The organism is Streptomyces sp. BJ20, assembly GCF_022869105.1.
Classification (GTDB): domain Bacteria; phylum Actinomycetota; class Actinomycetes; order Streptomycetales; family Streptomycetaceae; genus Streptomyces; species Streptomyces griseoincarnatus.
The window spans coordinates 1,039,024-1,061,420 of record NZ_CP094918.1; the positions used below are offsets into that span (position 1 = coordinate 1,039,024).

Annotated in this window: 20 protein-coding genes and 2 pseudogenes; 14 read left to right on the plus strand and 8 right to left on the minus strand. The window is 72.4% G+C overall.

All coding sequences use genetic code 11. From position 1 onward, the window contains the following. The first annotated feature begins 166 nt into the window (after positions 1 to 166). On the plus strand, positions 167 to 913 hold the full coding sequence (ppgK, locus tag MTR79_RS04925) for a polyphosphate--glucose phosphotransferase (protein WP_086699611.1): 747 nt from the start codon (positions 167 to 169) through the stop codon (positions 911 to 913). A gap of 31 nt (positions 914 to 944) precedes the next feature. Here ppgK and MTR79_RS04930 read toward each other — a convergent pair whose 3' ends face one another. Then, positions 945 to 1,592: a DUF6542 domain-containing protein gene (locus MTR79_RS04930; protein WP_189364300.1), complete on the minus strand. Its 648-nt coding sequence runs from the start codon at positions 1,590 to 1,592 to the stop codon at positions 945 to 947. Between the two features lie 181 nt (positions 1,593 to 1,773). Between MTR79_RS04930 and ychF the strand changes: the two genes are divergently transcribed. The 3 genes and pseudogenes from ychF (at position 1,774) to MTR79_RS04945 (ending at position 3,729) form a co-directional block, all read left to right on the plus strand. Next, positions 1,774 to 2,862: a redox-regulated ATPase YchF gene (gene ychF / locus MTR79_RS04935; protein ID WP_086699613.1), complete on the plus strand. Its 1,089-nt coding sequence runs from the start codon at positions 1,774 to 1,776 to the stop codon at positions 2,860 to 2,862. Between the two features lie 77 nt (positions 2,863 to 2,939). Next, positions 2,940 to 3,046: pseudogene (locus MTR79_RS04940) on the plus strand (IS5/IS1182 family transposase); the annotation flags it as partial. 146 nt (positions 3,047 to 3,192) lie between these two features. After that, positions 3,193 to 3,729 (plus strand): CbrC family protein, encoded by a 537-nt coding sequence (locus MTR79_RS04945; protein ID WP_244789312.1) that lies wholly within the window; start codon positions 3,193 to 3,195, stop codon positions 3,727 to 3,729. Here the strand turns inward: MTR79_RS04945 and MTR79_RS04950 are convergent. The 6 genes from MTR79_RS04950 to MTR79_RS04975 form a co-directional block, all read right to left on the minus strand. Beyond that, entirely contained in the window at positions 3,726 to 4,376 is a 651-nt protein-coding gene (locus MTR79_RS04950) for a DUF6000 family protein (RefSeq protein ID WP_244789314.1), read from the minus strand. The genes MTR79_RS04945 and MTR79_RS04950 overlap by 4 nt on opposite strands. 3 nt (positions 4,377 to 4,379) lie before the next feature. Then, positions 4,380 to 5,111 (minus strand): HEAT repeat domain-containing protein, encoded by a 732-nt coding sequence (locus tag MTR79_RS04955; protein ID WP_244789315.1) that lies wholly within the window; start codon positions 5,109 to 5,111, stop codon positions 4,380 to 4,382. Beyond that, positions 5,108 to 5,494: a CPCC family cysteine-rich protein gene (locus MTR79_RS04960; RefSeq protein ID WP_244789317.1), complete on the minus strand. Its 387-nt coding sequence runs from the start codon at positions 5,492 to 5,494 to the stop codon at positions 5,108 to 5,110. The genes MTR79_RS04955 and MTR79_RS04960 overlap by 4 nt, the downstream gene beginning before the upstream one ends. 670 nt (positions 5,495 to 6,164) lie before the next feature. Further along, on the minus strand, positions 6,165 to 6,557 hold the full coding sequence (locus MTR79_RS04965) for a PIN domain-containing protein (protein WP_122215636.1): 393 nt from the start codon (positions 6,555 to 6,557) through the stop codon (positions 6,165 to 6,167). Then, complete coding sequence (locus MTR79_RS04970; protein WP_122215637.1) at positions 6,554 to 6,829, minus strand: hypothetical protein; 276 nt, start codon at positions 6,827 to 6,829, stop codon at positions 6,554 to 6,556. The genes MTR79_RS04965 and MTR79_RS04970 overlap by 4 nt, the downstream gene beginning before the upstream one ends. Before the next feature lie 346 nt (positions 6,830 to 7,175). Beyond that, positions 7,176 to 8,471 carry a M14 family zinc carboxypeptidase gene (locus MTR79_RS04975; RefSeq protein WP_244789319.1) on the minus strand — a complete coding sequence of 432 codons (1,296 nt, stop codon included), beginning with the start codon at positions 8,469 to 8,471 and terminating at the stop codon, positions 7,176 to 7,178. A gap of 219 nt (positions 8,472 to 8,690) precedes the next feature. Between MTR79_RS04975 and MTR79_RS04980 the strand changes: the two genes are divergently transcribed. Continuing rightward, a complete protein-coding gene (locus tag MTR79_RS04980; protein WP_244789321.1) occupies positions 8,691 to 9,902 on the plus strand; it encodes a ThiF family adenylyltransferase in 1,212 nt (403 codons plus the stop codon). Continuing rightward, positions 9,899 to 11,164 (plus strand): hypothetical protein, encoded by a 1,266-nt coding sequence (locus tag MTR79_RS04985; protein WP_244789324.1) that lies wholly within the window; start codon positions 9,899 to 9,901, stop codon positions 11,162 to 11,164. The genes MTR79_RS04980 and MTR79_RS04985 overlap by 4 nt, the downstream gene beginning before the upstream one ends. 11 nt (positions 11,165 to 11,175) lie before the next feature. Here MTR79_RS04985 and MTR79_RS04990 read toward each other — a convergent pair whose 3' ends face one another. Further along, positions 11,176 to 12,579, minus strand: a complete 1,404-nt coding sequence (locus MTR79_RS04990) for a phosphatase PAP2 family protein (protein ID WP_244789326.1) — start codon at positions 12,577 to 12,579, stop codon at positions 11,176 to 11,178. A 485-nt stretch (positions 12,580 to 13,064) separates the two neighbouring features. Here MTR79_RS04990 and MTR79_RS04995 point away from each other — a divergent pair. The 8 genes and pseudogenes from MTR79_RS04995 to MTR79_RS05030 form a co-directional block, all read left to right on the plus strand. Next, positions 13,065 to 14,270: pseudogene (locus tag MTR79_RS04995) on the plus strand (S8 family peptidase); the annotation flags it as partial. A 105-nt stretch (positions 14,271 to 14,375) separates the two neighbouring features. Continuing rightward, complete coding sequence (locus MTR79_RS05000) at positions 14,376 to 15,539, plus strand: DUF4190 domain-containing protein (RefSeq protein WP_244789328.1); 1,164 nt, start codon at positions 14,376 to 14,378, stop codon at positions 15,537 to 15,539. Between the two features lie 147 nt (positions 15,540 to 15,686). Next, on the plus strand, positions 15,687 to 16,439 hold the full coding sequence (locus tag MTR79_RS05005) for a GntR family transcriptional regulator (RefSeq protein ID WP_086699627.1): 753 nt from the start codon (positions 15,687 to 15,689) through the stop codon (positions 16,437 to 16,439). A 490-nt stretch (positions 16,440 to 16,929) separates the two neighbouring features. After that, positions 16,930 to 17,118 carry an SPOR domain-containing protein gene (locus tag MTR79_RS05010; protein ID WP_048455826.1) on the plus strand — a complete coding sequence of 63 codons (189 nt, stop codon included), beginning with the start codon at positions 16,930 to 16,932 and terminating at the stop codon, positions 17,116 to 17,118. A 54-nt stretch (positions 17,119 to 17,172) separates the two neighbouring features. Next, positions 17,173 to 17,586 carry a (deoxy)nucleoside triphosphate pyrophosphohydrolase gene (locus MTR79_RS05015; RefSeq protein ID WP_244789330.1) on the plus strand — a complete coding sequence of 138 codons (414 nt, stop codon included), beginning with the start codon at positions 17,173 to 17,175 and terminating at the stop codon, positions 17,584 to 17,586. 160 nt (positions 17,587 to 17,746) lie between these two features. Further along, positions 17,747 to 18,175, plus strand: coding sequence for an ATP-binding protein (locus MTR79_RS05020; RefSeq protein WP_189364341.1), 429 nt, complete (start codon positions 17,747 to 17,749; stop codon positions 18,173 to 18,175). A 266-nt stretch (positions 18,176 to 18,441) separates the two neighbouring features. Beyond that, positions 18,442 to 21,081: a SpoIIE family protein phosphatase gene (locus tag MTR79_RS05025; protein ID WP_086702877.1), complete on the plus strand. Its 2,640-nt coding sequence runs from the start codon at positions 18,442 to 18,444 to the stop codon at positions 21,079 to 21,081. A 112-nt stretch (positions 21,082 to 21,193) separates the two neighbouring features. Then, positions 21,194 to 22,393, plus strand: a complete 1,200-nt coding sequence (locus tag MTR79_RS05030; RefSeq protein ID WP_244789332.1) for a glycoside hydrolase family 18 protein — start codon at positions 21,194 to 21,196, stop codon at positions 22,391 to 22,393. Positions 22,394 to 22,397: the final 4 nt, after the last annotated feature.

Sequence of the window (22,397 nt, forward strand, 5' to 3'; positions counted from 1 at the left end):
GACGCGGGCCGGCCGAGTCGTCCCGGCATCGCGGGGCGGCCGAGGACACGCCGTACCTCACAGCCGGCCCGATCCGGACGAAAGTCCCTACCACGACGCCGGCCCTCATGGGCGGTCGCCGCCACGACGACCGGTGGGCTTCCCCCGGTCGTCGTAACGTGGTGCCATGGAGATCTTCGGCGTGGACATCGGCGGATCCGGGATCAAGGGCGCCCCGGTCGACCTCGACAAGGGGGACCTGGCGCAGGAGCGCTGCAAGGTCCTCACCCCGCACCCGGCCACGCCGGACGCGGTGGCCGACGGGGTCAAGCAGGTCGTCGACCACTTCGGCTGGACCGGCCCGGTCGGCGTCACCTTCCCAGGAGTCGTCACCGACGGCGCCACGATCCGCACCGCGGCCAACGTCGACAAGAGCTGGATCGACACCGACGCGCGCGTACTGCTCGGCGACCGCCTGGGCGGCCTGCCCGTGACGGTCGTCAACGACGCGGACGCGGCCGGCGTCGCCGAGATGCACTTCGGCGCCGGACGCCACCGCAAGGGCACGGTGATCGTGCTGACCTTCGGCACCGGCATCGGCAGCGCCCTCTTCGTGGACGGCGTCCTCGTCCCCAACACCGAGCTGGGTCACCTGGAGCTGAAGGGGCACGACGCGGAGAAGCGGGCCGCCACCAAGGTCAAGGAGGACCACGACCTGTCGTGGGACGAGTGGGCGCGCCGGGTGCGGAAGTACCTCGCCCACGTCGAGATGCTGTTCTCGCCCGAGCTGTTCGTGATCGGCGGCGGCGTCAGCCGCAAGGCGCACAAGTTCCTGCCGAAGCTCGAGGGCATCAAGGCGGAGATCGTCCCGGCGCACCTGCAGAACAACGCGGGCATCGTCGGCGCGGCGATGCGGGCCGCCACGGGGGTGTAGGGGCCTTGAGGCGAGTGCCTCGGCAGGCCCCTCAGGCCGGCGCCTTGCCCGCCCGGTTCCGGGCGGGGCGACGGCCGGCGGTCCTGACCCGCCGCACCCGCCTCACCCGGCGGACGAGCACCAGCGCGCCCGCCAGCAACGTCCCGCCGTAGAGCCAGCCCGCCTGGGTGGCGAGGCCGGTCACCATGCCCATCAGCCGGTCCGGCACGCTCCCGCCGCCCTCGTCGGCGACCGGCACCAGACCCACCGCGAAGGCGATCGGCACCACGACGGGCGCGATGAGCACGTCCCCCTCGCGCACCCACAGCGCGGTCAGCACGCACACCGGCAGGAACAGCACCCCGTAGACGGTCAGGGACGCGCCGAACAGCGCCTCGGTGAGCAGCCCGAGCACCAGCATCACGGCTCCGCAGAACAGTCCGCCGCCCAGCCCGGTGAGCCGGGGCCCGGGCACGCGCCGCGCGGGCGGCGAGGGAGCGGGCCGGCGTCCGGCCGGCCGCGGGGACCGCTGGGGCCGCTGGGCGCGCGGGGACCGGGCGACCCCGCCGCCCGCCGCCCGTCCCGCCTGCGGGGGCAGCGGAGGGCCGTGCGGCCGTGACGTCCGGGGGGTCGCCGACGGGCCAGGCGCCGGCTCGCGTCGCGGTACGTGCTGGGCGGGTCGCGTCCTGTGTTGCTCCACCGGACCAACTTAGGTCGTTTTATGTGTCCGGCAGCCCGTCAGACACGCCGGGATCCGGTCGTCGGCCGGGCGTTCGACACAGCGGCCGGTCGGTCGCGGGCACGCCGTAGACTGGTGGATCGGTCCACGCCGGCCGCTCGGCCGGCCCTCGCCCCCCTCCTCACGTACGGGAAGTCGCAACGTGTCGCTCACGATCGGAATCGTCGGTCTGCCGAATGTCGGCAAGTCGACCCTGTTCAACGCCCTGACCAAGAACGACGTGCTGGCGGCCAACTACCCGTTCGCCACGATCGAGCCGAACGTGGGCGTCGTCGGCGTCCCCGACCCCCGGCTGACCACGCTGGCGGAGATCTTCGGCTCGCAGCGGATCCTCCCGGCGACGGTCGACTTCGTCGACATCGCCGGCATCGTGCGCGGCGCGTCCGAGGGAGAGGGCCTGGGCAACAAGTTCCTCGCGAACATCCGCGAGTCCGACGCGATCTGCCAGGTCATCCGCGCCTTCAAGGACGAGAACGTCGTCCACGTCGACGGCAAGGTCTCGCCGAAGGACGACATCGAGACGATTAACACCGAGCTGATCCTCGCCGACCTCCAGACCATCGAGAAGGTCCTCCCGCGCCTCCAGAAGGAGTCGCGGATCAAGAAGGACGTCGCGCCCAAGGTCAAGGCGGTCGAGGAGGCCAAGGAGATCCTGGAGAAGGGCGACACGCTGTTCTCGCAGGGCATCGTCCAGGGCTCCGAGCGCGCGGAGCTCCTCCACGACCTGCACCTGCTCACCACGAAGCCCTTCCTCTACGTCTTCAACGTCGACGAGGACGAGCTGACCGACGAGGACTTCAAGAACGAGCAGCGCGAACTGGTCGCCCCCGCCGAGGCGATCTTCCTCAACGCCAAGCTGGAGGCGGACCTCGCCGAGCTGGAAGAGGACGAGGCGCTGGAGCTGCTCCAGTCCGTCGGCCAGGAGGAGCCCGGCCTCGCCACCCTCGCGCACGTCGGCTTCCGCACGCTCGGCCTCCAGACCTACCTGACGGCCGGCCCCAAGGAGTCCCGCGCCTGGACCATCAAGAAGGGCGCCACCGCCCCCGAGGCCGCCGGTGTCATCCACACCGACTTCCAGAAGGGCTTCATCAAGGCGGAGGTCATCTCCTTCGGGGACCTGGTCGAGTCCGGCTCGGTCGCCGAGGCCCGCGCGAAGGGCAAGGCCCGCATGGAGGGCAAGGACTACGTCATGCAGGACGGGGACGTGGTGGAGTTCCGCTTCAACGTCTGATACGTCCGGCGAAAGGCCGTCCGACCTACGGCGGAGTGGGTTGGGCGGCCTTTGTGGTTCGCGCGGAGTGCGCAGCGTGGTCGCGGTGCGCGGTTGACTCGGTCAGTCCGTGGGCGTCAGAAGGGGGCCGCTGACCGGACCGAATCCGACCGACCGCGGCACACGGGGACCGAAGATCCACCTGACGTACCGAGCTGAACGGACTCTCACTGCCCCACCTCTTGAGAGGTGGGGGGCGAGTCCAAGGGCGTGCGCTGCGGCCGTGACCGGCTTCGGGCGGAGCGGGTGCGGTTCGGCACGACCTTCCTGTGCGCAGGTAGCGTGACCGGCATGTCCGATGAGTTGCCCGGTTTTCCCTACCACCCCGACCCCTTGGCGACCGGGGCGGTCGTTGCGTCCGGCACGACGTGCGTCTGCTGCGGGAGGGCGCGGGGGTTCATATACGCGGGCCCGGTGTACGCGGTCGAGGAACTCTCCTACCTGCTGTGCCCGTGGTGCATCGCGGATGGCAACGCGGCTGCGAAGTACGGCGCGCACTTCATAGGTGACCCGATAGGGGACGATGTCCCGCTTGAGGTTGTGATGTCCGTCGATGCGTGTACGCCGGGCTTCTCCTCCTGGCAGGACCCGCAGTGGTTCTTCCACTGCGGTGATGGTGCGGCGTTCATGGGGGCGGTAGGGGCGGCCGAGCTGGTCGCTTTCCCGGATGCCCGGGAGGAACTGCGCAGCGAGGCCGACGCGTGGGGGTGGTCCGCAGAGGCGGTGGAGAGCTACCTGGGTGCTCTGGACAAGGACAGTCAGCCCACCGGCTACCTCTTCATGTGCCGCACGTGCGGTCGGTACATGGCGTACGCGGACTCCACCTAGCCGCGGTCAGGTGGCTGCGGCCGGGACCAGCCGTTGGCGAATCCGCACCGGAGGTCTGTCGAGCGGCGCAGCTCGACGGGGGTGAACGCGGGGTAGCCGCGGAGGTGGGCCAGGGCATTGACCCACTGGTCCCAGAGACCATCAGGCTGGGTGAAGCGGTCCGCATGGTGGGTGCCGAGGTGGGCGTCGAGGCGGAGGAGGGCGCCGAGGGCTGCGGGCTGGTCGTAGCGGAGGTCGGTGCGGGGGAGGTAGTGGTCGAGGTAGGCGCTGAGGATCTCGGCGTCCGCGTGAGTGCCGAAGCGGGCCAGGGCGAAGCAGTAGGCGCTGCCGGAGAAGCAGACTTCGCTGGCCAGGAGCAGGTCGCCGATGCGTTCGCGGAACCGTTCGCGGCGGTCGACGCCGATCAGCCATGCGGCGGTGAGGCGCGAGCGCCACTCGTAGCCGAGGAGGGCTTCCAACTCGGCGTCGGTGATCGTGGTCGCGTCGTCGACGAGATGATGGGCGAAACGTTCGCCGTGAGGCCACTCGGGCCGCAGGAATCGACCACTTTTCAGGACGAGGTAGCGCGCATGGCCCGAGTCCTTCCTTGCCGCGTAGCGCTCGATCACGTAGCCGTAGCCGATCTCCTCGGGGTGCTGGAACGGCATCGGTCACCTCTCCGGGTGCAGGTCGGTACGGTCGATCCAGGTGGGAGCGACGAAGATGTCGTCGCCGGCGGGGGCTTCCGAGGCTTCCAGCAGGGACCAGCTGCGGGACTCCTCGACCAGGTGCTCCCAGGACGCGGTCCAGTCGAGTTCCCAGTCCAGGGCGGGGCCGGAGATGCCGTATGTGCCGCCGGCGTCCACGCGCCAGAACTGGGAGTAGAGGATCACCTGGGCGTGGTCGGCCAGGTCGTTGATGATCTCGGTGAAGTGGGTCGAGGGCCAGCCCGGGGCGTTGTCTGCCGCGGTGGTTCGTAGGCGCGCGGTGAGCGGTGGGACGACGGGGGTGCGTGCGCCGAGTTCGGTTAGGGCCCAGCGGATGCCGACAGACTCGGTCCAGTCCGGTGGGGTTGCCCGTTCCAGACAGGCGCGGTAGGCGCGGCGCAGGGGCTCGACGGCACCGTTGATCTCGAGGCTCGCCAAGGCCATGGCCGCCCATTCGCGGACGGTCGGGTTGTCGCTGTTCAGCAGGTCGATGAGAGCGGGGCCGCAGCGGGGATCGCCCACCTCCTCGAAGACCTCGATGGCGGTCAGCCGGCCGAAGCCGCCGAGGGAAGGCAGGCCGCTGATGATGGCGGGTATGGCGTCGGCGCCGATCCAGATCAGCTCCGCGCGGGCGTCGGAGGACTCGTCGGCCTTGCCGTCGAGCTGCTGGACGAGTGTCTCGATGGGGGAGGTCATGACGCGGAGTGGTCCCGGCGCCAGAAGGTGGGCAGCCACCAGCAGAGCACCGAGCGGTCGTCGGGCCACGGGGCGCGGTCCTCGGCTTCCCAGTCCTCAAAGGAGTCGCGCGTCAGGTCGATGGGGCGCCAGGCGGGGTCGAGCGGCTCGTCCTCGGCCGGAGGGCGGACGTACTGCCGGCCGTGTTGGTCGCAGGCGCCGAAGTCCTGGTAGTTGCGCTGGGCCTCGATCAGGGAAACCTTGTTCGCGCCGCCGCTCATGGTGGGCCAGCGGAACTGGACCCCGTCGTCCTCCCAGAAGCAGACGGGGCAGATCTCGCACGAGTCGGGCATCGCGTCCAGCACGCGGTGCCCGCAGCAGGGACAGGGGTCGGAGTCGCTCACCTGCGCAGTCTCCTTGCAGGCCCCACCGGTGTGCCAGGGATTTCACAGCCTCGGAGCCCCCGGCCAGTCCGCAGCCAGTCCGCAGGACACCCGTAAACAGCCGTCGTGAGCCAACGCGTGCCAACCGGGGAATCCCAGGTCAGAGCCCTGGATGGGGCTCCGTCGCGAGTCAGGATCAGCCCGCAGACATTCCGCTTCAACGTGTGACCGTATCGTCAGAGGCGGTCTGACCTGCGCGAAAGCCGGTCAGGCCGTCTTGCTGTCCGTAGGGGTCCGCAGACCTTCGAAGGTCAGACGGTGCGGATGACGGGAGCGGGCTTGACGTCCTGGGCGTCGATGAGGGCGCGGATGCCGTACGGGTCGGAGGTCCAGATGATCGCCCCGAGACTGGCAGCCATGACGACGACGGTGGCGTCGACGATGTCCGCGGTGCCGGCCTTGCCGCAGAGATGCGGGCGGGGCTTCGCCGCAGGTCAGCAGCAGGCCGCAGGCATTCAGTGCCAACGTGTGGTGAAGCCACGGCTCGTTCTGGCCGAGCTGGCACGCGTGCAGGTCAGCGGGGTCGGCCCGGTTTCGGTCCGGCCTCGTCGACATTTCCCCGGTGCTGGGTTCCTACCGGCTGGCGTGTGGCGGTTTCGTCGGCCGTGGAAGGCGAATGTGGGGCTCACAGTCAGACTTTGATGACGGTGACACCCCCGGTGCAGAGCATCTGGAGGTCTTCGGGGTCGGAGGTGAGCACGGTCGTGGGGCGGGGCGAGGCGAGCGCTGTCGCCGCGACGATGGCGTCCAGCGCGTACTTGTGACCGTGCAGCCCCGTCTCGGCGAGCAGCTTGCTCGCCTGTCGGGCGATGGCCTCACCGGGTGGGACGATGTTGACGCGCGAGACGGCGTAGTCGAACTGTGCCTGGTGGACTCGCGGATCCCGCGCCTCGACGAGGGTGACCGAGCTGGTCACTACCCGGACGTCCTCGGCGTCGGCTGCCGCGAGCCATTCGGTCAGCTCGGGATCCCGGCGTACGAGCTTGGAGAGACCTTCGCAGTCCAGGACAAGGGTCCCGCTCACGCGGCGTCCGCCGAGCTTGCCGCGTCACCGCGCAGAATCTCCCGCTTGGCGTCGACCGCCCGCTGGTCCGCCGGACCGTGCTCGGCCTCCGCGGCGGCGATCAGCTCACGCAGGCGTTCCCGCTCCAGTTCCCGCTGGATGAGGCTCTCGACGTAGGCGGACATGCCGCGTCGACCGGTGCGCTGCTTCAGGGCGGCGATGGTGCCTTCGTGCAGGGACACGGACACGGGACGGACGGGTCCTTCACCGGGGGCCGGTGCGATCTCAGTCATGCCGACCATTTTAACAAACCAATTGTTATTTTGGAGGGTATATATAGCTCTGGTGCCACCGCAGCTGGTTGATCGCTGGCCATGTCGCCGAGGGGTACACGTCCGCCAACCGCCCGGTCATGTGAGGGATGCATTCGACCGGGACGTTGCTAACCTCAACGCCTCCCAGTCGGACCGGGACTGTTCCCGTAGGGCCTCACGGACCTCACCCGTGGCGCGCGCGTGGAGAAGACGTGGTCCGGGACGGGCGCGGCACCTGGAACGGGGTCCGGTCAGGCCCGTACGGGAACCCCGTCGACCACGACGATCGCGGCCCCGCGTGGCGCCACCCGTGCGCCGGTCCCGCTCAGCGCGCGGAGCGCAGCGCGCACTCCGCCGCCGCCAGGACCGTACGGGACTGGAGGTCCACCTGGTCGCGCACCGGGACCCAGCGCAGGCCCGACTCCCGCGCGAAGTCCGCGCACCAGGCCGTGAACAGGGCGTGCAGCTCGTCGTGGAGCGAGGGCGCCGCAGGGTCGTCCGAGGCCGACAGCAGGCGCAGCAGCAGACCTGCCGCGCGGAGCGGCTGGCGGCGGGCCACCACGTCCAGAGCGCAGATCTGGGCCGTGGTGAGGCGCTCCCCGCCCGCGGCCGCCTGCTGGGCCAAGGGTTGCCAGGAGGTGGCGACCAGGTCGTACAGACCGTCCGCCATCCACTCCAGCACGCGCCGGGGCGCGCTCTCCTCGGGCGGCGGCAGGAAGCCGCGCGCCTTGTCGAGGACCGCGGTCACCTGCTCGCCTCCGTCCCGCACCAGCCGCGACAGCCCGCGCAGGGCGCTTACGGCGTCGGGGCGCGGGGAGGGATCGTCGGCCCACGCGCTCGCCCACATCGGCACCTCGACGATCGCGGTGACACCGCCGTACCGCCGGGGTGCGCACCACGTGGACCGGCCGATGTTCTCGGAACCGGCCGCGAGCCGCCCCGTACTCTCCGGCGGGGGCAGGACATGGACGCCGGGGGCGGGGTTCTCCCAGTACAGGGCGTCGAAGGTGCCGTGCTGGACCGGGACGGAGAGGCCGGCGGCCGCCGTGTGGAAGCCCTCGGCGAAACCCGGCAGGTCGTCCGTCAGCTGGGCGAAGGCGCCACCCGCCTCGATGCCGTGCAGGGAGCACTGGAGGACCGGCCGCCGGTCGTCGATCAGGTCGAACAGGGCCCCGCTCTCCGGGAGGCGGGCCGACTCGATCGGCGCCCACTCGGGCTGCTCCGCCGCGACCGGGCGGAACGCGGCGCGGAAGTAGCGCTCCAGGGCGGGCGCGGGACCGGCCGTCACCTCCTCGACGCCGTCGCTCAGCGCTGCCCCGTCCGGGTCGAGGCACAGCACGACGTCCCAGGTGACGCGCGCCGGATCGGTGGCCGGGGTGCGCCCGTCGCCGCGTGCCACCCGCTCGGCCAAGGAGAGCGCGGTGACGGCGCCGACCGGTTCGTCGGGGTGCGGACGGGCGACCACCAGGACGTGCGCCGGGCCGTGCCCGACGGACAGCATCTCCAGCGGACGCCCCGCGCGGGACGTGCCGACACGGCGCAGACGGCCGGCCCCCGGGTACCGGGAGACCAGCCGCCGCGCCGCTGCCGAGACCTCCGCGACCGTGAGGTAGCGGTCCATCCTGTCCGTCCGTCAGCTGCCGCCGTTACCACCGCTGTCGCCGGTGGTCTCCTTCTTGTCCAGCGGACGGATCTCGATCTTGTTCGCCATGCCGTTCCTCCCGTTGTCCGTTGCCGTGCGAAGGACCAGATGTGCCCTTGCCAGCGTTCGCCGACCGGGTGATCGTTGTCAATGTGCGTTGGAGGAGCGGTAGTTGAGACCAGTGAGATTGGCGCGAAGATGACGGTGCGGACCACGGACCGGGCCACGGTCCGGACGATGCGGCGGCCCCGGATCAAGCCCGAGCACCGGGCCTACCGGACGGTCGACGGCGACGTGCGGATCGGCAGCGTCGTCCACGGCATCGGCGCCGAGATCCTCGACCCCGACGGCTGGGTGTGGACCCTGGTCGAGGCCATGGACGGCACGCGCGGACCGGACGACGTCGTCGCCGAGGTCACCCGGCGCCACGTCCGGCTCGCCCTGGACGACGAGGACGTCACCGGGGCCATGGACGACCTGACCGAGGCCGGTTACGTCGAGGACGCCGGCGCCCCGCCGCCCGCGGAGCTGACCGCGCGGGAACGCGAGCGCTACGGCAGGGGGATGACCCTGATGCGCTGGATGGACCTGCGTCCCCGCACCAGCTCCTGGGAGCCGCAGGCGCTGCTGCGCCGCGCCCGCGTGCTGCTCGTCGGCGTCGGCGGCACCGGCGGGGCCGCCGCCCGCGACCTCGTCGCGTCCGGCGTGGGACACCTGCGCTGCGTCGAGCCGGACGTCGTCGAACTGTCCAACCTCAACCGGCAGACCCTCTTCCGTGAGGACGACGTGGGCCGGCCCAAGCTCGACGCGGCGCTGGCCGCGCTGCGCGCCCTGAACGCGGACACCACGCTCACGGGGGAGCGCCGCGAGGTGCGCGGCCCGGACGACCTGGAGGACCTGCTCACGCGGGCGCCCGACACCGCGGGAGACCCTGACCGCCCGTACGACCTGCTCCTCCTCGCCGCCGACCGCCCCCCGGAGATCCGCAGATGGGCGAACCGGGTGTGCCTGGCCACCGGCACCCCGTGGGCCGAGGCGGGCTACCGCGGGCCGCTGGTCAGCGTCGGCGTGTTCGCCCCCGGCCGCGGCGCCTGCTGGCAGTGCCTGCGCGACGCCGAGGCCGAGCGGCGCGACCTGCGCCTCGCGCCCGGCCAGGACGAGGACGTGGCGTCGCCGCGCATGCCGTGGAACCCGGTCAACGCCGTGACCGCGGGCCTGTCCGGCAGTCTGCTCGCGCACGCAGCGCTCACCCTGCTGTGCGGCATACCGCCCGTGGAACCCGGCTGCCGCTTCGGCCTCAACCTCATGGTGCCGGGCGACCCGGTCCTGCAACGCTCCGAACGGCGCGACGACTGCCCCGCCTGCGGCACGCGGCCGGCGGTGACCGCGCCGGACGGGGAGGCCCGGTGACGGACACCGCCGCCGAGGCACAGCCGCGCGTCGGGCCGGCCTCCCGCGTCGCCCTGCACGAGCTCTCGATGCGGCGCGACCGCGACGAGTGGATCGTCGGACGCATGGCGACCCGCACCTTCGTCGCCCTGCCGTCCGCCGGGGCGCGGGCCGTGCGCCTGCTGGGCGAGGGGCTGAGCGTGGCCCGGACGCAGGAGCGGCTGCGCGCGGACACGGGCGAGGAGTTCGACATCGCGGACTTCGTCGCGGACCTGGCCGCCCTCGGGTTCGTCGCGCGGATCGACGACCGTCCGCTGCCCGACCCGACGCCGCCGCGCGCCTCGCTGCCATGGCTGCGCCCCCGTCATGTCCGGTTCACCCTGCACCCGGTGTTCCCCGTCGCCGTCGCCGTCCTGCTGGCGGTCGCCGTCGTCATCCTGCTGCTCCGCCCCGGCCTGCTGCCCGGCTACCGCGACCTGCTGTGGAGCCCGCACGGCAGTGTGGTGCTGCTGAGCGGGGCGGCGGCCGGATGGACGCTGCTGCTCGCCCATGAACTGGCCCATCTGGTCACCGCCCGCGCCGCCGGGGTGCCGGGGCGGATGCGTCTCGGCACACGGCTGCAGTTCCTCGTCATGCAGACCGACATCAGCGGCATCGAACTCGCCCCGCGCCGCCACCGGCTGACGGCCTACCTGTCCGGCATCGCGCTCAACCTGTCCGTCGCCTCCGCGCTCGTGCTTGTCCTCGCCGTGACCGACCCCGCGTCGACGGTCCACCGGCTGTCGGCGGCCGCCCTGCTGCTCGCGCTGATGCCGCTGCCGTTCCAGCTCATGGTGTTCACACGGACAGACGTGTACTTCGTGCTGCAGGACCTCACCGGCTGCCGGGACCTGTACGGCGACGGGCTCGCCTACGCCCGGTACCGGTACCGCCGGGCGCTGCGCGCGCTGCGTCCCGGCGCCCGCACGGCGGCGGGGGAGGGGGACCCTGGCGCCCGGCTGCCCCGGCACGAGCGCCGGGCGGTCCGCGTGTACAGCGTCGTCCTCGTCGTGGGCACGGCCGCGTGTCTCGCGTTCATGGCCGCCGTGACCCTGCCCCTCGACATCGCCCTGCTGGCCCGCGCCGTACGGGGGCTGGCGCCCGGCAACACGCCCGCCGGGTACGCCGACTCGGCGGCGGTGCTGGTCACCCTCGGCGGGGTCAACGTCCTCTGGCTGGTCACCAAATGGCGCGACCACCGCTCACGCCGGCGCGCGGAAGAGGTGGCGCGCCCCGGGACGTGACGCGCCGTCGTTCAGACCAGCTCCGGCTTCGCGTCCGTCGCGCCGGACTCCCCGGTCGTGCCGGTCCCGGTCGTCGCAGTTTCGGCCGCCCCCGCCGAATCCGTGGGTTCCGCCGACGCCGACGCCGACGCCTCCGCCTCCGGTACCGGCCGCTGCCGCGGCACCCCCGGCTTCGGCTCGCGCTCGCGCTCACGCGCCGCCCGCGCCGTCCGCGCGTACGCGTAGATCACCGCGCCCGTCACCAGCAGCAGGAGCGGGCCGTAGAGCCAGGGGCGGGCGGCCATCTCCGTGGGCAGCCAGCGGTACGACGCGAGCTGCGCGGCGAAGACCGTCAGGCCGAGGGCGACCACGCGGACGCCCGCGCGGTCCCAGCCGTGGGCGGAGCAGCGCATCGCCGTCTCGATGGTCAGGGCGAAGACCACGCCGGCGAGCAGGTCGGCGCCGTAGTGGTAGCCGAAGCCGAGGGTCGCCGTGAGGGTGCCGACCAGCCAGAAGGTGCCCGCCCAGCGCATCGCCCGGGAGCCGTCACGGGAGTGGATGAACAGGGTGACCGCCCACGCGGTGTGCAGACTGGGCATGCAGTTGCGCGGGGTGATGCCGTCGAACGGGATCGGCTGCGGGTCGGTGACCGGCGGCAGGACGTCCGGCCAGAGGTTCGCCGTCGCCCAGGCGCCGCCGTCCGTGCCGTACGCGAAGACGGGGCCGACCACCGGGAAGATCATGTAGATCGCGGGGCCGAACAGGCCGATCACCAGGAAGGTGCGCACCAGGTGATGGGCCGGGAAGCGGCGCTCCACCGCCACCCGGCGCAGCTGGTAGAGGCCGACGAGGGCGGCGGCGAGCGGGAGCTGGCCGTAGACCACGTGCAGGATGCCCGTGCTGACCGGCGCGGTCGCGTTCAGGAAGCGGCCCACCAGCCACGACGGGTCGGCGAGTGCGTGGTCGGCGGCGGCCACGTAGGCGTCGAGGACGGTCGCCCGGGTCTTCGAGGTGATGAGCAGCCAGGTGTCGCCGGTCTTGTGGCCCGCCACCAGCAGCAGGCCGAGACCGGTGCCCTTGAGCAGCAGCAGCCGTTCCTGCCCGGTGCGGCGCGTGAGGCCGAGGACCGCCACGCCCAGCACCACCCACAGCGCGCCGTTGCCGAAGTTCATGTCGGCGTCGAGCGCCCATCGCACCAGGAAGAACGCGACGTCCACGCCCGCCGCGATCCCCAGTGCGATCAGCCGCTGCCGCCAGGTGAGGACCACCATCGTCAGCGCCAGGCCGCCGTAGAGCAGCGGACCCGACTCGGGGGCGAAGATCACCTCCCGCGACTGCTCGGTGATCGGCCCCGAGAAGCCGTAGCCGCGCGCCACGATCTCCAGCGCGACGAGGAAGCCGAGGGTCGCCACGCCCGCCGCGGTCCACAGGACCACGCGGGGCCGGCGCCACGGGGCGGGCTGCGTCCCGCGGTCGTCCCGCGGCGGTATTCGAGTGGGTTCGGTTATCAACTGGTTCGCCTGGTGATTCGGTTGCGGGCAGGTGGCTTTGCGGGCAAGTGGCGCATCGCGCGGGAGGACAGGGTCTTCCGGTGGACAGCCGGTGAATGAGGACATCCGTCGTGAGTTCGAACATGTTAACGGGGGTGGACGGGGAGTCCATGGGCCGGCTGTGCCGTCTCCGTGCCGGACATCGGTGTGCCGTGGGGGCGCGGCGTCGGTGTCCGAATCGGAACGGCGAGGTCCGTAGGCCGCCGAGGCACTCTTGTGGAATTCCTGTGGAACCCTCAATCTTTCGGCTGACGCACCCGGACGCGGCGGCCCTGCTTGTCATGCTCCCGACATGGATGGCCGTGCGCCCCCGTGCGTCACCGCACCACCCCCCACACGAACGCGCACCACCGATTGAGGAGGAACCCTCCATGGCAGTGATGCGTCACCCCCGGCGAAGACTGGCCGTCCTCGGCGCCGCGGCCTCCGCGGCGCTCGTCGCGAGCCTGGTCTCCGCGCTCCCCGCGGGGGCCGCCCCGGCCGCACCCGAAGGCCGTGTCCAGTACGCGGGCGCCGCGAACGCCGTCGCCGACAGCTACATCGTCACCCTGAAGGCCGACGCGGCCCGCTCGACCACCGCCAAGGGCCGCGCCCTGGCCGAGAAGTACGGCGCCGCCGTCGAGCGCACCTACTCCAAGGCGCTCAACGGCTACGAGATCGAGGCCTCCGAGGCCGAGGCCAAGCGCCTCGCCGCCGACCCGGCCGTCGCCTCGGTGGTGCAGAACCGCACCTTCACCGTCTCCGCGACCCAGTCCAACCCGCCCTCCTGGGGCCTGGACCGCATCGACCAGCGCAACCGCCCCGTCAACCGCGCCTACACCTACCCGGACTCGGCCGGGCAGGGCGTGACGGCGTACATCATCGACACGGGCGTCCGTATCAGCCACAACGACTTCGGCGGCCGTGCCTCCAACGGCTACGACGCCGTCGACCGCGACAACGTCGCCCAGGACGGCAACGGCCACGGCACCCACGTCGCCGGCACCGTCGCGGGCAGCGCGTACGGCGTCGCCAAGAAGGCGAGGATCGTCGGCGTCCGCGTCCTGAACAACTCAGGCTCCGGCACCACCGCGCAGGTCGTCGCCGGCATCGACTGGGTGGCGCGCAACGCGGTCAAGCCCGCCGTCGCCAACATGTCGCTCGGCGGCGGCGCGGACAGCACGCTCGACGCGGCCGTCCGCAACGCCGTCGCCGCCGGCGTCACGTTCGTCGTCGCGGCCGGCAACGAGTCGACCAACGCCTCCACCAAGTCCCCGGCCCGGGTGAGCGAGGCGATCACGGTCGGCGCCACCACGTCCACCGACGCCCGTGCCAGTTACTCCAACTACGGCTCGGTGGTGGACCTGTTCGCGCCCGGTTCCTCCATCACCTCCACCTGGCGCACCAGCGACTCGGCCACCAACACCATCTCCGGCACCTCGATGGCCAGCCCGCACGTCGCCGGCGCCGCCGCGCTGTACCTGGCCGGCAACCCGTCGGCCACGCCCGCGCAGGTCTCGTCCGCGCTGACCTCGTCCGCCACCACCGGCGTGGTCACCAGCCCGGGCAGCGGTTCGCCCAACCGCCTGCTGTACGTGGGCTGAGCACGTCCGCGGCGGTGCCGGCTCCGGCCGGTCCGCCGGACCGGCGCCCCGCTCCCGGGAGGCATCCCCGGGGGCGGGGCCCGTCACCGTCCGCCTACGATGCGCGTCGTGTCGATACCTCCGCCCGCCGGGCCGCAGTTCGAAGGCGGCGCCCAGCCGCCGCACTTCCCCCACCAGGGCCCGCCCGGTCCCGGGCCGTACTTCCCCTACGGCCCGTACGGGCCCCGGCCGCCCGCCGCCGTCAACGGTGTCGCCATCGCCGCCCTGGTCTTCGGAGTGCTGTGCTTCCTGCCCGCCGTGGGGCTGGTGCTGGGGGTGATCGCGCTGCTCCAGATCAGACGGCGGGGCGAGCGCGGGAAGGGGATGGCGGTCGCCGGCGTCACACTGTCCTCGCTCGGGCTGGCGCTGTGGACGGTCGCGCTCGTCACCGGTGGCGTGGCGGCGTTCTGGGAGGGCTTCCGGGACGGGGCGCGCTCCGACAGCGTCCTGTCCCTGCGCAAGGGCGACTGCTTCACCTCGCCCGGCGGACTGGAGGGCTGGACCGTCAAGGCCCTCAAGGTTCCCTGCACCGACGAGCACGACGGCGAGGTCTTCGCCCTCGTAGCCGTCCCCGGGAGCGACTTCCCCGGCGACGACAGCCTCGTCGAGCTGGGCGAGGACCGCTGCTACGAGCGGCGGAGCGCCTACGTCATGGACGGCTGGTCCCTGCCGGAGGAGATCGGCGTCTACTACTTCGCCCCGTCCGAGCAGAGCTGGCGCTTCGGCGACCGCTCCGTCGCCTGTGTGCTCGGCCGCGAGGACGGGACCCGCTTCAGCGGGTCGCTGCGCAGCGACGCGACCACCCTCGACGCCCATCAGCAGGCCTACCTGGAGGCGGCCGAGGTGCTCAACGTCGCGCTGGACGAGGTGCCCGCGTCCGACTACTTCGACGACGACGTCAGCGACGACCGGGAGTGGGCCGCACAGGTCGAGGAGGCGGTCACCGAGCAGGTGCGGCTGCTGCGCGCGCACTCCTGGCCGGTCCAGGCGCGGGAGCCGGTGGACGAGCTGGTCGCCGACCTGGTCGCGGCGCGGCTCGCCTGGGGCCGCGCGGCGGGCACGGCCGACCCCGACGCGTACTGGATCCGTGAGGAGGAGGCATGGGAGGCGACCGACCCCTCCCTGTCGATCACCGTGCGCGAAGCTTTGGGGCTGGCGACTTCACCGCCCGCTTACGACGAGGAGGTCGAGCGAGAGCCGGAAGCCGGTGAGATGGAGGTGTGAGCGCCTCCATAGCGGGGAGAAAGTGCCTGCGTAAAGCCCTCCCGCGGTAAAGGTCATCACATCGAGTGATTCTCTGGCCTTTGCTTGCTTCGGACAACCCAGGGTTGCCACTCTGTTGCTGTCTGTACAACCCGATGGGAGCGGCCAGTGACATTCGGTGAGCAGCCGGCGTACCTGCGCGTCGCGGGTGATCTCCGCAAGAAGATCGTCGACGGTCAGCTGCCGCCCCACACCCGGCTCCCCTCGCAGGCCCGCATCCGCGAGGAGTACGGCGTCTCGGACACGGTCGCGCTTGAGGCGCGCAAGGTGCTGATGGCCGAGGGGCTCGTCGAGGGCCGCTCGGGGTCGGGGACGTACGTGCGGGAGCGGCCCGTGCCGCGGCGGGTCGCCCGGTCCGGGTTCCGCCCGGAGCGGGGGGCGACGCCGTTCCGGCAGGAGCAGGCCGACATCGGTGTGCGCGGCACCTGGGAGTCCAGCAGCGAGCAGACGGACGCGAGCGCGTCGATCGCCCAGCGGCTGGGCGTCGACGCGGGAGACCGCGTGATGCGCACGAAGTACCTGTTCCGGGAGGCCGGCGAGCCGATGATGCTCTCCACGTCCTGGGAGCCCCTCGCCCTCACCGGGCGCACGCCGGTGATGCTGCCCGAGGAGGGCCCGCTGGGCGGCATGGGTGTGGTCGAGCGCATGCGCGCGATCGACGTCGTCGTGGACAACGTGACGGAGGAGGTCGGGGCCCGCCCCGGCCTCGCGGAGGAGCTGATGCTGCTGGGCGGCGTCCCCGGCCACGTCGTCCTGGTCATCCAGCGCACGTACTTCGCGTCGGGCCGTCCGGTGGAGACGGCGGACGTGGTGATCCCGGCGGACCGCTACCGGGCGGCGTATCACCTGCCGGTGAAGTAGGAGAAGGCGGGCGCCCCTTGCGCCGGGCCCGGCGGGCAGGCGCCCCGTCCGCAGCGCGCCCGCCCGCGATCTCGCCGTGGCGCGCCCGCCCGCGTCCTCGCTCCGTCCCCATGCCGCCCGCCCAGGGCAACACGCCTCCTCAGCCGCCCCATCGCCCCCTCGCGCTCCCCTTCGCGCCCCGCGTCCTGGTTCCGCCCCGGCGTGGGGCTCGGCCCGCGCCGGGGCGACGGACGAAGGGATTTGGCCGTTCTTGCAGGTCGCCCCAAGGGCCGGGCGAGGAAGGTCATACGGCGCTGACCGGACATGTCGCCCTCGGCGCACGGCGCATCCGCCACCGTGCGCCCCCTCCGTGCTGGCCGGTTGCGTGCCTGTTTGTGAAAAGGCGTATTCGCTCAGTGAAGGTAAGGCGTAGGCTCGGGCATATGCGGACTGCGGTTTCCTTACCGGGCGGGGCGCGGCACAGGTCGCGGAAGGCAAGTGGAGGGGAGCGATGAGCGACGGCACGGTGACTCTTCCCTGGCTCGTCGTGCGTCAGGACGACAACGGCAACCGCTACCGGGTGGGCCGTTACGCGACACGCGCCGAGGCGGAGAAGATCGCGGACAGCCTCGACGGCCGCGGCCACAAGCAGCTCTACTGGGTCGAACGCATCGGCCAGAACGGCTCCACCGTCAGCTGACCCGCCCTCTGGTCCGCCGCGGAGCGCCGGCCCGTCTCCCGTAGGCTCCGCCGTATGAGCGAGCGGATCGTGGTGGTGGGTGCCGCCCTGTGGCACGAGGGGCGGCTTCTCGTCGCCCGCAGGAGCGCGCCCGCCGAGCTGGCCGGGCTCTGGGAGCTCCCCGGCGGCAAGGTCGAACCGGGCGAGGCTCCGGACGCCGCCGTCGTGCGCGAGCTGCGCGAGGAACTCGGCGTCGACGCCGAGGCCGGGGAGCGCGTCCCGGGCCAGTGGCCCCTGCGGACGCCGTACGTCATGCAGGTGTGGACCGCCCGCCTGCGACCGGGGTCCGCCGCCCCGCGCCCCCTGCAGGACCACGACGAGCTGCGATGGCTCGCCCCCGACCGCGTCTGGGACGTCGACTGGATCGAGCACGACGTGCCCGCCGTGCGGGACGCCCTCACCCACCTCGAAGCGCGCGACGACGTGTGACGCGATCCCGGCGTACCGCCGCGAGATGACGATCCGTGAGCGCGCCGTCGGCAGTCGCCCGCGTACGAGGTGCGCGCCACGCGCCGTTGTGCGCGGTACTCCGTCCGGGATATCGGGTATGTGGCTATTGACCACATGAAACCGGACACGGTCGGACTGCCTGACTCCCTCGGCGGGGGAGGTGATCCGCGTGACCGACACCGACGGCGACCGGGCCACGTGGACCTTCGCCGCAGACCCGAACGCGGTGCGGGCAGCCCGTTGCGCCGTGCGCGAACAGCTCCGCCGGTGGGAGCTGGACGGCGCCGCCGATCTCGCGGAGCTGCTGGTCAGCGAGCTCGTCACCAATGCCCTGCGGCACGCCGCCGGACCCGTCGGCGTGTGCCTGACCCGGCCCGCCGGACGGACCGGGGTGCTGCTCGTCGAGGTGTCCGACCCGGTCCCCGAACCGCCCCAGGAACGCGTCGTCCGGCCCGACGACGAGGGCGGGCGCGGACTCCAGCTCCTGGCCCGCTCCTCCCGCCGCTGGGGGCACCGGTCCGGGCCGCACGGGAAGACGGTGTGGTGCGAACTCGTGGTCCCCCGGTGAGGTCCCGCACGGCCGTTCGCAGCTGTGCGCGGGCCCTCGCCGCGCTCCGTGACCGGCCACCGTCCATGACGGTTGTCGAACGGGGGATTCGACGGCGTGTCCGCTGGTTAGAAGACTGGAAGTGTTCTCACGGCGTGGACCGAAAAGCATCGGGACCGTGCTGTGATCGTGAACACCGTGTTGCGCGGCGCCGTAGTGCTGGATACTGCGGGCAGCCGCCCCCGGTGACCGGTGCCGGACGCGGTGAGCTGGAGGGGACGGTTCGCGTGAGCGAGATACCAGCGAAGGCCACGGAGTCCGAGGACTCGTCGGGCGGCCCGAAGGACGAGGCCGCCGACGGCCTCCTATCCGGCGATGCTCCGTCCGGTGACGCCATGTGGCAGACCGCCCCGCCCGGCTCCATGTACGACTACATCAAGGTGGCGTCCTTCTCGATCGGCCCCGACGGGCTGGTCGACCAGTGGAGTCTGCGCGCCGAGCAGATCTTCGGCATCCCCGCGGAGCGCGCCGTCGGCGCCGACCCCATCGAGGCGTTCCTCGAGCCCGTCCGCAGGGAGCGCGGCCAGCGCAAGATGGCCGAGATCCTCGACGGCCGCGAGTGGACCGGCGTGGTGCCGTTCCGGCTGCCCGCCCACCTGGCCGGGGACGACCGCGACCGGGAGGGCATCGCCGAGGTCTACGTCATGCCGACGCGGACCGAGGCGGGCGAGAAGGCCGCCGTCTGCATCGTCGTCGACGTCCGCACCCTGCGCCGTATCGAGACGGATCTGGCCGCCTCGCAGGCCATATTCGGCCAATCCCCCTTCGGCTTCGTGCTGATCGACCGTGACCTGCGGGTCCGCCGGGCCAACGAGCGGTTCGCGTCCCTCTTCGGCGGCACGCCCGACGACCACCGCGGCAAGGGCGTCCACGACTACCTGCCGCGCGGCGAGGCCGAGCGGGTCGCCGCGACCCTGCGCAGGGTGCTGGAGACCGGCGATTCCATCACGGACATGCACGTCACCGGGTTCGTCCCCGGCTCCGACGAGCGGCGCCACTGGTCCGTCAACCTCTACCGCGTGCACAGCGGCAGCGGCCGCCCCATCGGCATCGCCTGGCTGGGCATCGACATCACCGCCCGCCGCGCCGCCGCCCGCGAGGCCGCCGCCGCACGGCGCAATCTCGCCCTGCTGAACGAGGCCGGCGCGCGCATCGGCAACTCCCTCGACCTGGAGACCACCGCGCGTGAACTGCTCGACGTGGTCGTGCCCGGCTTCTGCGACCTGGCCACCGTCGACCTCTACCAGGGGCTGCTGGTTGGCGACGAGACCCCGCCCGGCCTCGCCGACGGCAGCGCCGAGGTGCGCCGCGTCGCCTTCGCCAGCGCCGTGTCCGACGGGCCCATCGGCGGCACCGAGGAGCCGGTGAAGCTGGGCGCCGTCCACCACTACCCGTTCAACTCGGCCTGCGCGGACGCCCTGCGCACTGCCCGCCCGCAGACCGTGCCCGGCGAGGACGGCGGCCTGGTGCAGTCCACGCTCGCCGTGCCGATGGTCGCCCACGACACCGTGGTGGGCCTCGCCCAGTTCGCCCGCACCAAGGGCAGCGAGCCGTTCGGCGACCGCGACCGCGACCTGGCCGTGGAACTGGCCGCCCGCGCCGCCGTCTGCATCGACAACGCCCGCCTCTACCGCCGCGAGCACGAACGCGCGCTGATACTGCAGCGCTCACTGCTCCCGCCCGGCGACCCGGAGGCGTCCGGTCTCGACATCGCCTGCCGCTACCTGCCCGGCAACGCGGCGAGCGGCCGCACCGGCGAGGTCGGCGGTGACTGGTTCGACGTCATCGAACTGCCCGGGCACCGCACCGCGCTGGTCGTCGGCGACGTCATGGGCCGTGGCCTGCGCGCCGCCGTCGCCATGGGCGAACTGCGCACCGCCGTGAGGACACTGGCGCAGCTCGACCTCGAACCGGCGGAGGTGCTCAGCCAGCTGGACGAGATCGCCCGCGGTCTGGGCGCGCCCGGCGGCCCCTCCCAGGCGTTCACCGGAGGCGTCCAGCAGGCCACCCGCGCCGCCCGCCGCCCCCGCGAGGCGGACCTCTCCGAGGTGTACCTGGCCACCTGCGTCTACGCCGTCTACGACTCCGTCACCCGCCGCTGCACGTTCGCCAACGCGGGCCATCTGCCGCCCGTCCTGGTTGAGCCGGGGGAGAACGCGCTGATGCTCGACGTGCCGCCCGGCATGCCGCTCGGCGTCGGCGGTGAGCCCTTCGAGGAGGTGGAGGTCGAACTGCCCGAGGGCGCCCTGCTGGCGCTCTACACGGACGGCCTGGTCGAGAGCCGCGACCACCCCCTCGACGAGGGCCTCCAGGCGTTCGTGGGCGCGCTCACCGACCCGTCCGCGCCACTGGAGGACGTCTGCGACCACGTCCTCAACACGCTCGACACCCATCACGGCGAGGACGACATCGCGCTGCTGATGGCACGTGTACAGGGCCTGCCCGCGGACTCCGTGGGCGACTGGACACTGCCGCGCGAGCCGCGCAGCGTGGGCCGTGCCCGCGAGTACGCCCGCGCCCAGCTCCTCGCCTGGGACATGGAGCCGCTGGTCGACACGACGGAGCTGCTGGTCAGCGAGCTCGTCACCAACGCCCTGCGGTACGGCGAGGGGGAGATCAGACTCCGGCTGCTGCTGGACCGCACCCTGGTCTGCGAGGTCTGGGACTCCGGGCTGGTCCAGCCCCGCCGACGGCGCGCCCGCGACACCGACGAGGGCGGCCGCGGCCTCCAGCTCGTCGGCCTGCTGAGCGCCGCCTGGGGCTCACGCCGTACGCCCCGGGGCAAGACGGTGTGGTTCGAACTGCCGCTGCCCGGGGCCGACACCGGCCTCACGGACCCGGCGGAGGCGCTGCTCAGCCTGTTCTGACGCTCCGTAGACCCCGACGTGACCTTTCGTGATCATGAAGCCGTAGGCGCAACCGCACCGCCCGTTCCCCTCGTCCTCACCCCCAACATCCGACGACGAGGGGAACGGCGGCATGGACCACACGGAGTCGCGGGACGGCACGGACGAGCCCACGGACGACACCCGGACAACGCCCGAGCCCGAGCCGGCGCCTGCGCCCGAGTCGGCGTCCACGTCCGGGTCCGCGTCCGGACCCACGCCCACGCCCGCGTCCGCGTCCGCGCCCGAGCCTGAGCACGTGCCCGAGTCGGCCAAGAAGCGCCGCAGACCCTGGGTGCGCCGCGTCAGACGCGCCGTCCTCGTGCTCGCGCTGGTGCTGATCGTGCCGCTCGTCGCCGTCGAGACTGCGCTGCGGGTCAACTACATGGGCGACCCGGCCGACGGCACCTACACCCGCGACCGGGACGCCATGTGGCTCGGTCACGCCTGGGTCGACGGACGCAAGAAGGACGCCGACGTCACCGCTCTCGCCGGCCGGCTCAAGGACACCGGCGTCCGGGACCTGTACGTCCACACCGGCCCGCTGGAGCACGACGGCACCCTGCCGAGGTCGGTGTATCCACGCGCCCGCTGGTTCATCGACGCGGTGCACCGGGAGCTGCCCGGGGTGCGCGTCCAGGCGTTCCTCGGGGACGTTCTCGCCAACGGCGGCCCCGAAGGCCTGGAGCTGAGCGACGCCGCCACCCGTGCCGAGGTGGTGCGCAGCGCCGGCCAGGTCCTCGACACCGGCTACGAGGGCGTCCACCTGGACCTGGAGCCGCTGCACTCCGGCGACGGGCACTACCTCGACCTGCTGGACGATCTGCGGAAACTCACCAAGGACCGGGACGCGCAGCTGTCCGTTGCCGCCCACCAGATCGACCCGCTGCCGCACCTCCACTCGGTCGCGGGCCTCGTCGCCGACCACCCCAAGTGGTGGTCGCAGGAGTTCTTCGGCCAGGTCGCGCGGCGCGTCGACCAGATCGCCGTCATGTCGTACGACACCGCGCGCCTCTTCGAGAGCACCTACGGCGGGTACGTGGCCCAGCAGACCTCGCTCGCGCTGGAGGTCACCCCGCCCACCACCCACCTGCTGATGGGCCTGCCCTTCTACTACGAGAGCAACCCCAGCCACTGGGGGCACGCCGAGACCGTCGGCGCCGCCGTCCGGGGCGCGCGTCTCGGCCTGTCCCGCACGGATCCCGACCGGGAACTCTTCGGTCTCGCCCCGTACATCGACTTCGCGGCGACGGAGACCAACTGGAAGGAGTTCAAGGACGGCTGGGTCCGCTGACCCC